The organism is Agaribacter flavus (assembly GCF_042646125.1).
GTDB classification, from domain to species: Bacteria; Pseudomonadota; Gammaproteobacteria; order Enterobacterales; family Alteromonadaceae; genus Glaciecola; species Glaciecola flavus.
Genome location: NZ_JBHRSW010000004.1, coordinates 471560 through 486010, shown reverse-complemented (window position 1 = coordinate 486010; position 14451 = coordinate 471560). Strand labels below are relative to the sequence as shown.

Annotated in this window: 12 protein-coding genes; 11 read left to right on the top strand and 1 reads right to left on the bottom strand. The window is 44.2% G+C overall.

From position 1 onward, the window contains the following. The first annotated feature begins 158 nt into the window (after positions 1-158). The 10 genes from ACFOHL_RS02180 to fliJ all read left to right on the top strand — a co-directional run bounded on the left by ACFOHL_RS02180 (position 159) and on the right by fliJ (position 11440). Positions 159-1187 (top strand): S66 family peptidase, encoded by a 1029-nt coding sequence (locus ACFOHL_RS02180; RefSeq protein ID WP_376918553.1) that lies wholly within the window; start codon positions 159-161, stop codon positions 1185-1187. A gap of 140 nt (positions 1188-1327) precedes the next feature. Beyond that, complete coding sequence (locus tag ACFOHL_RS02175; RefSeq protein ID WP_376918552.1) at positions 1328-2806, top strand: sigma-54 dependent transcriptional regulator; 1479 nt, start codon at positions 1328-1330, stop codon at positions 2804-2806. 170 nt (positions 2807-2976) lie between these two features. After that, complete coding sequence (locus ACFOHL_RS02170) at positions 2977-4188, top strand: sensor histidine kinase (RefSeq protein WP_376918551.1); 1212 nt, start codon at positions 2977-2979, stop codon at positions 4186-4188. Then, a complete protein-coding gene (locus tag ACFOHL_RS02165; protein ID WP_376918550.1) occupies positions 4185-5564 on the top strand; it encodes a sigma-54-dependent transcriptional regulator in 1380 nt (459 codons plus the stop codon). Before ACFOHL_RS02170 ends, ACFOHL_RS02165 begins: the two co-directional genes overlap by 4 nt. Before the next feature lie 181 nt (positions 5565-5745). Continuing rightward, positions 5746-6072 (top strand): flagellar hook-basal body complex protein FliE, encoded by a 327-nt coding sequence (gene fliE / locus ACFOHL_RS02160; RefSeq protein WP_376918549.1) that lies wholly within the window; start codon positions 5746-5748, stop codon positions 6070-6072. A 15-nt stretch (positions 6073-6087) separates the two neighbouring features. Further along, positions 6088-7785: a flagellar basal-body MS-ring/collar protein FliF gene (gene fliF, locus ACFOHL_RS02155; RefSeq protein WP_376918548.1), complete on the top strand. Its 1698-nt coding sequence runs from the start codon at positions 6088-6090 to the stop codon at positions 7783-7785. A gap of 23 nt (positions 7786-7808) precedes the next feature. After that, on the top strand, positions 7809-8852 hold the full coding sequence (gene fliG / locus ACFOHL_RS02150) for a flagellar motor switch protein FliG (protein WP_376918547.1): 1044 nt from the start codon (positions 7809-7811) through the stop codon (positions 8850-8852). Positions 8853-8864: 12 nt separating this feature from the next. After that, positions 8865-9680 carry a flagellar assembly protein FliH gene (locus tag ACFOHL_RS02145; protein ID WP_376918546.1) on the top strand — a complete coding sequence of 272 codons (816 nt, stop codon included), beginning with the start codon at positions 8865-8867 and terminating at the stop codon, positions 9678-9680. Then, the gene (fliI, locus tag ACFOHL_RS02140; RefSeq protein WP_376918545.1) at positions 9661-10998 is read left to right on the top strand and encodes a flagellar protein export ATPase FliI; all 1338 of its coding nucleotides are present in this window, start codon (positions 9661-9663) and stop codon (positions 10996-10998) included. The genes ACFOHL_RS02145 and fliI overlap by 20 nt, the downstream gene beginning before the upstream one ends. Beyond that, positions 10991-11440 carry a flagellar export protein FliJ gene (gene fliJ, locus ACFOHL_RS02135; protein WP_376918544.1) on the top strand — a complete coding sequence of 150 codons (450 nt, stop codon included), beginning with the start codon at positions 10991-10993 and terminating at the stop codon, positions 11438-11440. Before fliI ends, fliJ begins: the two co-directional genes overlap by 8 nt. A gap of 8 nt (positions 11441-11448) precedes the next feature. On the opposite strand, the gene ACFOHL_RS02130 is transcribed toward fliJ, so the two are convergent. Continuing rightward, complete coding sequence (locus tag ACFOHL_RS02130) at positions 11449-12132, bottom strand: response regulator receiver protein (protein ID WP_376918543.1); 684 nt, start codon at positions 12130-12132, stop codon at positions 11449-11451. A 229-nt stretch (positions 12133-12361) separates the two neighbouring features. On the opposite strand from ACFOHL_RS02130, the gene ACFOHL_RS02125 reads away from it, so the two are divergent. Then, positions 12362-14407, top strand: coding sequence for a flagellar hook-length control protein FliK (locus tag ACFOHL_RS02125; protein ID WP_376918542.1), 2046 nt, complete (start codon positions 12362-12364; stop codon positions 14405-14407). Positions 14408-14451 lie beyond the last annotated feature (44 nt).

Genomic DNA, 14451 nt, shown 5'->3' with positions numbered 1-14451 from the left:
TTGTTCAGATGTGAGGGAAATATCAATCATGGTAATAGATTGATCCTCTATTCATTAAAAATCAAGCATTTTCATTGATCACGGGTATATAGGTGTTGTTCAAAAAATAAACAAGTAAATAAGTTGTTAAAACTTAATAAACTTAGGGAAAGTAAGTAATGATAAAACCACCAAAACTGCACCGTGGTGACACGCTTGCGATTATCAGTTTGTCGTGGGGGGGTGCCGGTTTGTTCCCGCATCGCTATCAGACTGGTAAGAGACAGCTGTCTGAAACGTTTGGCGTGAACGTCATTGAAACACCTCATGCCCTAAAATCACCAGAATGGATTTATCAGCATCCACAAGCGAGAGCGGATGATTTGCACAATGCTTTACGCGACCCGTCTATAAAAGGCATTGTATCCTCTATTGGTGGTGACGACAGTATACGTCTCCTCAATTACATAGATTTTGACATAATAAAAACACACCCAAAAATCTTTATAGGCTTTTCGGATTCTACTGTGATGCACTTTTGCTTTTACCACGCAGGTGTCACTTCATTTTACGGCACATCTTTGATGGTTGGGTTTGCTGAAAACCAAGGCATACATCAGTACCAAATCGATGATATTAACGCGAGCCTGTTTAGTAACAATAGTCGCGGACAAATTGAAGAAAATCAACAAGGTTGGACATCAGAATTACTAGATTGGGGGGATCCCAAACTACAGGAACAAAAGCGAACACTGCAAAAGAATAGTGGCTGGCGTTTTTTACAAGGCAGGGACAAAGTCAGCGGGCATCTGTTAGGAGGATGCGTCGAGGTTCTGGAAATGCTCAAAGGAACAAAACTATGGCCTAATGTCGCGGATTGGGAAGACAAAATACTGTTCCTTGAAATGTCTGAAGAAATGATGCCGCCTAGTTACTTAAAATGGGTACTCAGGAACTATGCCGCGCTGGGTATTCTAAATCGAATTCGAGGATTATTGTTTGGTCGGCCATACCACAATAAGTTTTGGCAACAATACGATGACGTCATCCTAATGGTGTTACGCGAGGAGAATTTGACGGATCTAGCCGTTGTTTCTGGTATGGACTTTGGCCATACCTGTCCTACATTTAGCTTGCCATTGGGGGCTCATGCAGAAATCAATCCCGCTGAAAAAGTATTCAGCCTTCTTGAAGCCGGAGTGTGCTGATAGATGAAGCCGACAGACGCTAGAATTGACAGTTTGCTGATTAAATGAGCAGTTTGGTGAAGAATAAACAGTGTCATTAAACTGACGTTTTGATAGTATCTAGCGTTACATAAGCCAAATAATCAAAAACATAAGTGCCCATGAGTGAAATTCTGATTGTTAGTGACAACCAAACTCGTATCGATACATTAAAAATAATCCTTACCTTTTTAGGTGAAAATTGTCGCTCCACTAGCTACGCAGAATGCCTCAGTGTCATCACCAATAACCAATCATTAGCGGCGATACTAATTGACGGCGAAACCCCTGAAATTGCAGAAGAAACCATCGAGAAATTTCCCGAAAGTCCTTTTATTAATATCGGCTTTCAGTTAAATAGTGATAAAGCGTTTAAAAACTTAATCGGCTCACTTTACGAACCCATCACTTATCCGAGTTTGACTGAGTTACTACGCAAGAGCGAGGACTACTATACGGCCAATCGCCCGATTTCTTCTTTGGTTAGTGGCAAAACTAAATTATTTCGTTCACTCGTGGGGAATAGCAAAGGGATAACAGAAGTACGTGAGTTGATTGAACAAGTTGCACCAGTTGAAGCTAACGTCATCATACTTGGTGAGTCTGGTACAGGTAAGGAAGTAGTGGCTAGAAACATTCACTACATGTCAAAGCGCCAAAAAGGGCCATTCGTACCTGTCAACTGCGGTGCGATACCGGGTGACTTGTTAGAGAGTGAACTGTTTGGTCATGAAAAAGGCGCATTCACCGGTGCAATTTCTGCCCGTAAAGGGCGTTTTGAGATGGCAGAAGGGGGAACCTTATTTTTGGATGAAATAGGGGATATGCCTTTGCAGATGCAAGTCAAATTATTACGTGTGCTGCAAGAACGCATCTTTGAGCGAGTAGGTGGGGTCAAAACACTCAAATGCAATGTGCGTATTATTGCCGCTACACACCGTAATTTGGAAAACATGATTAATGAAGGAACCTTCAGGGAAGATTTGTTTTATCGATTAAACGTTTTCCCTATAGAAACACCAGCATTACGCGAAAGAGCGCAAGATATTCCACTATTACTGCAAGAGTTGGTATCTAGACTGGAGGGGGCAAGACAAGCCAGTGTTAAATTTACTCAAGGCGCCATGCGTTCATTAATGGCACATTCTTGGCCTGGCAACGTGAGAGAATTATCTAACCTAGTTGAACGGCTATCCATATTGCACCCTAGTCATGTTATTGACCTTAAACACCTTCCGCATAAATACCAGTATGATGAAAATGGCTCGATCCAACAAGAAGAGACCAGCTTGGACGAAACGGCAGAGCGAGATGCAATCAACGCTATGTTCAGATATGCGGAAGCCAATCCCACCGCGCCAGAGGGTATCTCGCCCAGTGCAGAAAACTTGGCACCCATGGATACCGCCCTTCCCAGCGACGGTGTAAACTTAAAAGAGTACTTGTCAGATTTGGAAATCAGCTTGATCAGGCAAGCGCTGGACAAACAAGATTGGGTCGTCGCCCGCGCAGCTGATCAACTGGGTATGCGACGCACTACGCTTGTTGAAAAAATGCGTAAGTACGAAATTAGCCGTCAGAAAGAGACGGATAATAACTAGACCCTAGTTCAAATATTGTTGCTCACCAACTTAGATCTTGACGAAATTTTGACAGCGTAAAAACGTCAATTTTTCTTAGATATCAAGCTAAGTTTATGAAAAACATGCATTAAAATTTATGGCATGGTGGATGCATTACCTCAACTATCACAGTTGCGAGGTAGTATTTCATGCCCCTGAGTATCAAGAAACACAATGTTGATGTAGATAAAGACACATCAAATGCTAATCGAGACGAATTTCGCACGGCTTTTGACCAAGCGCCTTTTAACATTGCGCCTTTTACTGCAGAGCATGAGCCTAAAAAAGCGTCCAAAGATCAACATCGCCTCTCCCATTTACTTGCTGTTATGCCTGCTGGTGTGTTGGTTATTGATCAAAAAGGCAAGGTTTCCCTAGCGAACAATCAAGCTAAAACACTGCTACAAGAACCGCTCATTGGTGAATTATGGCGTGAAGTTATTCAGCGTGCCTTTAGCCCAAAAGCAGATGATGGACACGAAGTGTCAATGCGCAACGGTAAGCGTGTGAAAATTGATATTTCTCCGTTGACAGAAGAAAAAGGGCAGTTGGTTGTGATAACAGACCTTACCGAAACACGGGCACTGCAAAACCGAGTCAGTCATATGCAGCGCTTGTCATCCTTGGGAAAAATGGTGGCATCTTTAGCGCATCAGGTTCGCACACCGCTGAGTTCAGCGCTGTTGTACGCAGAAAATCTGAAGAGCGTAACGGCAAATAATGAACTGGCGGAGCGTTTTTCCGATCGCCTTATTAATCGTTTGTATGACTTGGAAACACAGGTAAACGATATGCTGCTTTTTGCCAAAAGTGGCGATTCTCAAATTGTCAAACCGCTTAAAGCCGAAGATATTGTCGCTTCATGCACAGCGCAAGTCGATGCGCAGTTTTCGCAAGCCAACACTTCGCTTGAAGTAGAGATAGCGAGCAGACAGTCTTCTATACTAGGTAACTTAAGTTCGATAAGTGGTGCGGTCGGCAACCTGCTAAGTAATGCTCTGCAAGCCACGCAAACTAGCGATGAAAAGTCAGTGGCATTATTTATTGCCGACGCTGAGATTAATGGAAAGCCTTACCTGCAAATTAAAGTTGAAGACAGCGGTGAAGGATTGGGTGATAAAACACCGCAACAACTTTTTGAGCCATTTTTTACCACAAAAACACAAGGCACTGGACTAGGGCTTGCTGTGGTAAACACAGTAGCTAAGTCACACAAAGGCTTTGTCGATTGCGGAAACAACCCCCGTGTTGGCGCGTGGTTTTGCTTATACCTTCCTTTGCTAACAGGTGAGCAAGGGCTTGAAACAACGACCTTAGCTGAAAACGAAACCAATATTCAAAAGATGGGAGCACATGCATGACTAAAACCAAGATATTGATTGTTGAAGACGACCATGGTTTAAGAGAGGCATTGGTTGACACCTTACTTCTTGGTGGCTACCAAGTCACACCAGTTGAATCTGCTGAAACTGCCATTGTTAAGTTATCAGAAGCAAATTTTGATTTAGTCGTCAGTGATATTCAAATGCAAGGCATGGATGGCTTATCCCTGTTAAAAAATATTAAAAGCAAGTTTCCGAAAGTGCCGGTTATTTTGATGACGGCATATGCGAACATTAATGACGCGATTCAAGCGATGAGAGATGGCGCTACCGATTATTTATCAAAGCCATTTGCTCCGCAAGTCTTACTCAATTTAGTTGGGCGTTATGCACCAGCACAACGGGTTGAATCGAGAGATCCGATTGTAGGTGACGAATCAAGTAAAAATTTATTGGCACTGGCGCGAAAAGTCGCAAAGTCAGATGCTACGGTGATGGTATTAGGGCCATCCGGTAGCGGTAAAGAAGTGTTGTCACGCTATGTACATGATCATTCTCAACGCAGCGAGCGACCTTTTGTTGCCATCAATTGTGCGGCTATTCCTGAAAACATGCTAGAGGCCACGTTATTTGGTTATGAAAAAGGTGCATTTACAGGGGCAATACAAGCTTGCCCAGGTAAGTTTGAGCAAGCGCAAGACGGCACTATTTTACTCGATGAAATTACCGAGATGGACTTGTCGCTGCAAGCTAAGTTATTGCGTGTACTGCAAGAGCGAGAGGTGGAGCGTTTAGGTGGAAGAAAAACAATTAACCTAAACGTTCGCGTGATTGCCACTAGTAACCGTGATCTCAAAGAAGCTGTAGCCCAAGGCAAGTTTAGAGAAGACCTATACTATCGCTTAAATGTATTTCCTATTACATGGTTACCGCTCAGTCAGCGCCCAGGTGATATTATTCCATTGGCCAATCACTTAATTGCTCGTCATGCTCAGCATAATAATATGGCTATTCCTGAGCTAACGGCGGGAGCCATGCACAAATTAATGAACCACACATGGTCGGGTAATGTCAGAGAGTTAGAGAATGTGGTTCAGCGCGCCTTAATTTTGGCGGAAAACGGAAAGATTGACACTGCTGACTTGTTGATAGAAGTTTTACAGGCGAACGATAGAGCACAGTCTACCGGTCTCAATATACAACAAGGGCAAAATACTCATAGTTTTGAAACTGAGGTCGATAACAAATTACTGGGTTCAGAACTGCGCTTCCAAGAGCACCAAATTATATTGGATGCCTTGCAGCAATGTCATGGCAAACGAAAAGATGTCGCGGAAAAGTTGGGGATTAGTCCAAGAACGCTCCGTTACAAACTCGCAAAAATGCGCGAGTCGGGAATAGAACTTCCCTGTTAGTAAGTATTTAGATACACCTTTCCCAATGTTATGTGTAAGCAAATGACAACGGATGTCGACATTTATTTCCGCCCTCCTAGGGCGGAATTTTTTTGCCTCTTTTTTCCATAGTGGCATCCTCTTTGCAAAACTCCTTAGTAATGTAGTGACAAAATCAAAAAAATGACACTTGGAGTTTACGATGGACATTAAAGCCAATTCTCTGTATCAAGAAATGCAGGCCATGGCGGCGCTAGCCACCGCGAATCCCGCACCTGTTCAACGTCTAGAAATTAACACTTCAAGCGCACAGTTCAGCGACATGCTCAGTCAAGCCATTGAAAATGTGAATGGTATGCAACAAGAATCTCGGCAATTGCAACAACGCTTCGATATGGGCGACCCCGATCTGAGTTTGGTCGATGTGATGGTTGCGAAAGAGAAGTCAGGCATTGCCTTTGAAGCAACTGTGCAAGTGCGAAATAAAGTCCTTGAGGCTTACAAAACTATTATGAACATGCCGGTTTAATAAGGACGTATCGCTGTGGCAGAGTCAACCAGTACAGAGATCGCATTGTCGGATGATTTGATGGGTACAGAAGCCGAGCAATCGCCTAAAAATGTACTTATTGAAACACTGAGTAACACCGAAACTATTCGTCAAATAACCATGATTATTACCTTGGTTATTTGTGTCGCGATTGCATTTTTTATTTTCTTATGGTCAAAAGAGCCGAATTATCGTCCTTTAGCGCAAATGCAGCCACAAGAGATGATCGAAACCTTGGACTACCTCGACCAAAACCAGATCCAATACAAAATTGAAGGCAATACCATTTACGTTGTCGACAAAGAATTTAAAGACATTCAATTGGGCATGGTGAGAGCCGGTATCCAGCAAAAAGACGATTCCGGTGCAGATATCATTATGCAGGATATGGGGTTTGGCGTCAGCCAGCGCCTGGAATTGGAACGCCTTAAACACGCCCGTGAACAACAAATTGCGCGTACCATCGAAGATATCAACGCGGTGGGGAAAGCACGTGTGCTGTTAGCCTTGCCAAAAGAAAATGTGTTTTCTAGACGTAAGAAAAATGCTACTGCAACGGTGGTGGTTACTGCCAATCGCGGCACGGTCTTGGGTGGCGAAGAGGTCGACGCGATTGTCGATATTGTGGCTTCTGCCGTGCAAGGTATGGAACCCTCAAATGTAACAGTAACAGATAACAACGGGCGTTTGCTCAACTCTGGCTCTCAAGATTCGATGAGCGCAAGAGCACGCAAAGAATATGAATTAGAAAAGAAGCGAGAAGATCAATATCTTCAAAAAATTGACTCAATTTTGATCCCCGTTCTCGGCCTTGGCAACTATACCGCTCAGGTTGATGTCAGTATGGATTTTACTGCGGTAGAACAAACCCAGCGTCGATATAACCCTGATTTACCCGCTGTACGCAGTGAGATGATCTCTGAAACAAACAGTGTTGGCAATGTTATTGCCGGTATTCCAGGTGCACTCACCAATCAACCCCCATTGGATTCTGATATTCCAGAAAACGCAGTGGGTGACGGCAGTGAAAGACCCATCCCAGGCAATAGTAGCAAAGAACAAACCCGCAACTTTGAGTTAGATACCACAATAAGCCATACCAAACAGCAATCAGGTGTGATTCGTCGATTGAGTGTGTCGGTCGCGGTTGATCATGTGACGACAACATCAGCAGAGGGCGAAACGACCTCCAATCCAATGCCACAGCAAGAGCTGATGAACATTCGCCGCTTATTACAAGGGGGTATCGGCTTTGATGTAACACGCGGTGACTCACTTGAGGTGGTAAGTATTCCGTTCAATCGCATGGATGTGGGTGAGTTAAAAAATACCCCTTTCTGGGAGAAGCCATTCTTTATGCCGGTACTCAAACTAGTCGTAGGTGCGATCGTCATTATCGTCCTGATTTTAGCGGTGGTGCGTCCCATGCTGAAGAAGTTACTCTTCCCAGAAGCAGATGTCGCTGTTGCAGAAGAATCAGAAGATATGGAATTGGATTTGGGTGACGAGACGATTGACCTGCTTACCGACGACTTTGACGAGAGTAAAGTGGGCTTTGCACCAGACGGCTCGTTAATGTTGCCGAACCTGCACAAAGATGAAGACGTGCTCAAAGCCGTGAGAGCACTCGTATCGAACGAACCTGAACTGTCTGCGCAAGTGGTGCGTGGCTGGTTGTTAGAAGACGAATAACTACAAATTGAATAGGTGATATCGTGGCTGTAGAAGAGGGTCAGGAAATAGCAGAACAAGACTATGACGTGTCTAAGCTCGAAGGGCTTGAAAAGGCAGCCATATTATTGTTGAGTTTGTCTGAAGACGATGCTGCACAAATCCTTAAATACATGGAGCCTAAACAGGTACAGGTATTGGGGGCGGCCATGGCCGGCATGGATGACATGACCCAACAAAAAATCAGTGCGGTACACAAACACTTTATTGAAGAAATTCAGAACTATTCGACGATCGGCTTTAAGAGTGAGGACTTTGTTCGTCGTGCGCTTATTGCTGCGTTGGGTGAAGACAAAGCTGCACACTTACTTGACCAAATCATGGCAGGTAGCGGAGCAAAAGGCTTGGAGTCTCTAAAATGGATGGATTCTAAGCAAGTTGCCAATATCATTCGCAACGAACACCCACAGATCCAAACGATTGTTATGTCTTACTTAGAGCCAGAACAATCTGCAGAAATACTGGCTCAGTTTCCTGAAAAAGTCAGACTCGATTTACTCATGCGCGTGGCGAACTTGGAAGAAGTTCAACCCGCAGCACTACAAGAGCTCAACGAAATTATGGAAAAACAATTCGCCGGACAAGCAGGGGCGCAAGCTGCCAAGATGGGTGGCTTAAAAGCAGCAGCCAATATTATGAACTACTTGGATACGGGTATTGAGAATCAGTTAATGGATGCAATACGCGAACAAGACGAAGAAATGAGTCAACAGATTCAGGACTTAATGTTTGTGTTTGACAATCTCATTGATGTCGATGATCGAGGTATCCAAGCGATCTTGCGTGAAGTTCAACAAGAAAGCTTGATGAAAGCGATCAAAGGCGCAGATGAAGAACTTAAAGATAAAATCACTAACAACATGTCTAAACGTGCAGCCGATATGCTCTTAGATGATATTGAAGCGATGGGACCCGTTAGACTCAGTGAAGTTGAAACGGCGCAAAAAGAAATTTTATCTGTGGCGCGTAAACTGGCTGACTCAGGTGAAATTATGCTTGGTGGTGGTGGCGGTGAAGAGTTTGTATAGAGCAATCAAACTATGAGCGAAGATGTAGATGACGAGCTTGATTTCTCTGGTGCCAAACTATGGGATTTACCTTCTGTGGATGATGCATTGGCCAAACAAGACAAACGAACCGATGTATTTGACCGACCTATGCATCGCTGGCAGTTTGAGCCACCTGAAGGACAAGAAGAGGAAGCAAAACCACTTACGGCTGAGCAAATAGAAGAAATTAGGCAAGCTGCTTATCAGGAAGGTTTAGAAACAGGCCATGCAGAAGGTTTTGCAAAAGGCCAAGAAGAAGGATTGGAAGCAGGCAAAAAAGAAGGTTTAGCCAGTGGACAAGATGAGGGCTATCAAGCAGGACTAGAGCAGGCTAAAACTGAACTCGAACAAACACTGACACACCTCAATGGCATTATCTCGTCACTCAATGCGCCGTTCAAAAAAGTGAATGATGAACTCGAAAAAGAACTCGCACTGTTGGCGATATCTTTGGCGAAAGCCATTGTTCAGCAAGAAGTCGCGACTAATTCGAATATACTGATTGATGCTGTCAAACAAGGGATAGGTGCATTGCCTTTGAATGAAAAGAGCTATCAAATATTTATCAATGACGAAGACAAATCCATCATTTCTGAGTATGTAACCTCATACAAAGGTGAGCAAAGTGACATTGATAACATCATGCAAGCGGCACAACTTATTAGTGACGACAATATTGCACGAGGTGGTGCAAAAATTGTGACGCAAAACAACGCTGTTGATATGTCTATTGAAAGGCGAACGCAGCAGGTATTTGCTCAGGTGCTGCAGGCCAAAGGTATTGGCAATGACCCAAGAGCTAATTGATTCCTTTCGCACGCTGCGTGAAAACATAGTCCAAACCACGCCGGTGACATCGGGGCGGCTAGTACGCGGCGTCGGGCTAACCTTAGAAGCGGTTGGCTGTCATATACCCATTGGCGGACGTTGCTTAGTCAAGACGCTAAACGGAAAAGTAGAAGCCGAAGTCGTTGGCTTTAGCGACAACATTACCCATTTAATGCCGGTCGATTCGATACAGGGCATTGTGCCAGGCTCAATGGTGGAGCCTTTGACGCAGGATGCGGGTATTCCTGTCGGTGAGGCACTACTGGGCAGAGTCATTGATGCCAACGGCAAGCCTTTGGATGACAAAGGCCCTATCCAAACGACAGGCACTGTGACAAGTACTGCGCCGCCAATAAATCCGCTGCACCGCAAGCCTGTGCGTGAACCGCTGGATGTAGGTGTACGAGCGATCAATAGCGTGATTACCGTGGGTAAAGGTCAACGAATGGGGCTGTTTGCTGGCAGCGGCGTGGGCAAAAGTGTACTAATGGGCATGATGACGCGCGGCACCACTGCCGATGTTGTTGTGGTGGGGCTTATTGGCGAGCGGGGGCGAGAAGTAAAGGAATTTATTGAAGATATTCTCAGTGAAGATGAGCGCAAAAAAGCCGTAGTGGTGGCAGCGCCTGCGGATACCTCTCCCCTTATGCGTTTAAAAGGCAGTGAGACAGCCGTTGCAGTAGCAGAGTACTTTCGCGATCAAGGTAAAAATGTACTGTTACTTATTGACTCACTGACGCGTTATGCCATGGCACAAAGAGAAATTGCATTGGCAGTCGGCGAACCGCCCGCAACCAAAGGTTATCCGCCTTCGGTATTCGCTAAGTTACCCGCTCTAGTCGAACGTGCGGGAAATGGCAATGAATATCAAGGCTCGATCACGGCATTCTATACAGTGTTAACGGAAGGTGATGACTTACAGGATCCGATAGCAGATGCAGCTCGAGCCATTCTCGATGGGCATATTGTTTTGTCGCGTCAGTTGGCGGAGTCGGGGCATTACCCTGCTATCGATATAGAGTCTTCCATTTCTCGGGTAATGCCGCAGGTGGTATCGCAGCCACACCAGTTAGCCGCCAGAGATATAAAACGGATATATTCGGCCTACCAAAAAAACAAGGATCTCATTAACTTGGGCGCCTATGCAAAAGGCAGTGACCCTGTCATTGATTTGTCAATTGCAGCCGCGCCGGCAATCAATGCTTTTTTACAACAACAGACATTGCAAGTTGTTGATTTTACTCAGTCTACTGAAACTATGACTACGCTCGCTAGCGGATTAAAGAGCAATGGCTAGTTTAGCGCAACTCCGGCTTGTCGCATCGTTAGAAGAAAAAAAGTCGCAATCACTATCGCGTCAGTATCAACAAGCTAAGCAGTATTTATTTGAAAACCAACAAAAGCTAGCAGGTTTGGAGCAATATCGCTTAGATTATTTAAAGCAGATAAAACAAAAAGTGACAGTCGGTGTGAATACCAAAACGCTGATTCAACACCAAAATTTTGTTGGGAAATTAGACAAAGCTTGTCAGCAACAAACCGAGATCATTAACCAATCCGTACTGGTATGTGAACAGCGTAAAAAACAGTGGTTAGCCCAAGAAGCAAAAGCACAAGCCATACTTAAGTTGATTGACAAAAACGAAGAAAAACAACGTATTAATCAATCAAGACTAGAACAAAAAATGTTTGATGAAATCTCATCTCAGCAGTTCATACGTCGATCTTCACATATTTGAAGCTAGCATTAGCTTACCGCGTTACGGGCAGAATAGTGCTGCTGCTTTCTTCGATAGGAAAACAAGGCGATAAGCGAAAAGCCAAGTAAGATAAGACCAGTACTTGCTGGGCCTGAAACTTGCGTGCTTTGTGCTTGTGCAAGTTGCAGCAAAACGACATCATCAAGAAAGTTGCCTCTGGTGCCTCGCTTAGGGAAAACAGAAGAAAATGCTACTTCGGTAATACTACTCGTGGCAACAAAACTGTATTGAAATGACTGCCAATCTTGTGGTGTATGATCGTCTATCAGTGCTGAATAGAAAGACGAATTACCATTGTTTAGTGAAAATTCAAAGGCTTCGTTTTCGTTTCTTCTTGCGCGATAAGAAAATGATATTTGGTAGAGGCTATCGATTTGAGTTTGGACAGATTGAAAAATAGTAAAGCTTTGGCCGCGCTGGCCATGTGCATTTAGCTCCGCAAACTGACTGCCACTGTATGCATTGATACCTCTAAATGTATTCCATATTTCGAGGTTACTGCCTTGCCAGCCATCAACTTCATTGGAAGTAAACCACTGCCACGTGTTGGGACTGACATCAGAACTTTCAAAATCGCCATTCACGATTAAATTAGCGTTAGCATTAGTACCTAGCCCAAATAAAGCGCTTGTTGCCAATAGCCATAATGTCAATGCGTGCTTGTTATACATTTTTCGTTTCATACACAGGAATATGCATCTGAGATGCGCGAAATGATCATTTTGATAAAGCAGTCTAATGAGAATAAGAGAATAGAGTGTGTATTCTTATATACCAAAGCATTAAATAAGATACTGGTACGCTGCTTGCAAAATACTTAGTGAAGAACATAGTTATTTAAATAAATATTAGTTAATTCATTGTGTTATCGCTGATTGATTATTACAGGACACCCTAAGTATGATGCAACAAATTGCCACTCAGCCATCAGATATTGCCACTCCGAGCTTGCCGCTAGACGTAAAAGTTGAGCCGGCTGGAGAAACCGATTTCACCTTGGTGTTACAGCGTGCGAAAGACACGCTATCAGCTTATGAAAGCGCAAAAATGCGTGCAGATAAAATCCAAGGCACGCAAGACGTGGCTCATACAAACACCAATGAAGGTGAACAAGTCAACGCTCAAAACTCACTAACGACTAAATTAGAGAAGGATGCTACATCAGAGGCCTCTACCACCGAATCTAGCCAGGAAGCGGTCAATGACTCGCTTGCGCACAAAACTGACGAAAACAAAGATACGACCATCGACAATAAGCCAGCGGCAATAAGTGAAGAGGCACAGAGCGAGACTAATGTTGTTGATCATGAAGTGAGTGCAGAATTTGAAACAGAAGACAGTTTTGACTTTGTTAACTATGTATCATTGGTCAAAACTCTCAATGAATCAGGCGAAGTTAGTCACGATAGCGCAGTAAATCAGCCGATTGAGCTGACACAAGAAGTAGATAGCGATACATCACCTGAAACACATAGCCAAGCCATTGATAAAACGCCAGATGCGGCACCCATCATTGACATAAGCTTGTCCAACATTGACGAAGACGTCGCTGACTTCGCGATTGTCCATATTAGTCAAGAAGAATTGAGTGCCTTGATCCAAGCCCAGATAAAGCAATCTGCGGCGACAGAGGCTAGCCCTGAAACACAAGCTCAGCTTAATGAGGCAATTAACAACTTAGTCTCGCAATACACAGACACAAGCGATATCCCGAGTGATGAAGATGCCTCATTAGACCAGCGACTGGTGTCGGATTTAATTTCGCCGCTTCCAGCTTCCGCTAAAGAGGCGCTTAGCAATGCTGAAAACGCGGCGGGAACAGCAGGGAATAAAGACCTCGTTGCAGATTCGACTGTAGAAGCAAACGCAAAGACTACAGTGGAATTGGGGGCACAGACGCTCGTCAGTGAAACACAAATGATGAGTGAAAAAGCAGCTGATGCCTTGATAGAAGAACCTCAAGTAAAACCAGAACTGATTAAAACTCAAGAACAAACTCAGTCGGTAAAAATTGTCATTGATCACAACAAGCAAGATTCTACTCAGTCTATACAGAAGCTAGCTGAACTTGATGAGGCGCGCCTTGCAAAAGCACTCGATAATTTGCTCGCTCGCATAGAGAAATCCGTAATCGATGTAAAACAAGAGGTTAAAGGCAGTGAGTTTATAGCAGCTTTGCAGAGTGGCATAAAAGAATACAAAGAGCAGTTAAAACAAGGAAGAGAACCGGGCATAGACCTAAAGTCACTAGTCTTTGACGCAATGCAAAAAAATGCTGGCGAACTGCCTCCTGCTACCCAAACGAAACTTGATACTAACATCAACCAATTTGCCTCCATGTTGAATTTGGCAAGTGGTGTACAAGTGAATAATTTACAAGCACAAGGCTTATTGAGCCCAAGTGAATCCATTGCACTTGAAAAAGTTGGTCAGACTTTTGCACAAGGCTTAGGAGAAAGTGCGAAGTTAAATGGGCAAGCTTCTCAGGCTTCTGCTTTGGACAAAGCCGTCAATATTTTTAAACCGGATGGTCAACAACAGCTAGTCGAAAAGGTTCGCTGGATGTTGAATGGCAGAAACACCGCTGCAGAGATCCGTTTAGATCCACCAGAGCTTGGTGCCATGCAGATTAAGATAAATATGAACGGTGATGCCGCGGCTGTGAGTTTTACTGTGCAGTCGGTTCAAGCAAAAGAAGCCTTAGACCAAGCAACGCCGCGTTTGCGCGACATGTTGCAGGAACAAGGCATTGAATTGGGACAGTCATCAGTGCAACAAGATGCTAAAGGGCAGTCCGGTGGCCAAGAACAAGGAGCTAAGGGTAGTCAGGGTTCTGGCACTCAAACTGTCAGTGCTTCGTCAGTTGACGATTCCATGGCAGAAACACAAGTGCTGGAGCAACGCGTATCTGGAAGTGCGCTAGGCGGTATTGACTACTATGCTTAAGGTGTTGAGGTATCTAAAACACCTGAAAAACAAATTTTGACTAA

Coding starts and splice junctions, on each gene's coding strand:
- ACFOHL_RS02180 (WP_376918553.1), top strand. CDS start 159: ATGATAAAACCACCAAAACTGCACCGTGGTGACACGCTTGCGATTATC.
- ACFOHL_RS02175 (WP_376918552.1), top strand. CDS start 1,328: ATGAGTGAAATTCTGATTGTTAGTGACAACCAAACTCGTATCGATACA.
- ACFOHL_RS02170 (WP_376918551.1), top strand. CDS start 2,977: ATGCCCCTGAGTATCAAGAAACACAATGTTGATGTAGATAAAGACACA.
- ACFOHL_RS02165 (WP_376918550.1), top strand. CDS start 4,185: ATGACTAAAACCAAGATATTGATTGTTGAAGACGACCATGGTTTAAGA.
- fliE (WP_376918549.1), top strand. CDS start 5,746: ATGGACATTAAAGCCAATTCTCTGTATCAAGAAATGCAGGCCATGGCG.
- ACFOHL_RS02145 (WP_376918546.1), top strand. CDS start 8,865: ATGAGCGAAGATGTAGATGACGAGCTTGATTTCTCTGGTGCCAAACTA.
- fliI (WP_376918545.1), top strand. CDS start 9,661: ATGACCCAAGAGCTAATTGATTCCTTTCGCACGCTGCGTGAAAACATA.
- fliJ (WP_376918544.1), top strand. CDS start 10,991: ATGGCTAGTTTAGCGCAACTCCGGCTTGTCGCATCGTTAGAAGAAAAA.
- ACFOHL_RS02130 (WP_376918543.1), bottom strand. CDS start 12,132: ATGTATAACAAGCACGCATTGACATTATGGCTATTGGCAACAAGCGCT.
- ACFOHL_RS02125 (WP_376918542.1), top strand. CDS start 12,362: ATGATGCAACAAATTGCCACTCAGCCATCAGATATTGCCACTCCGAGC.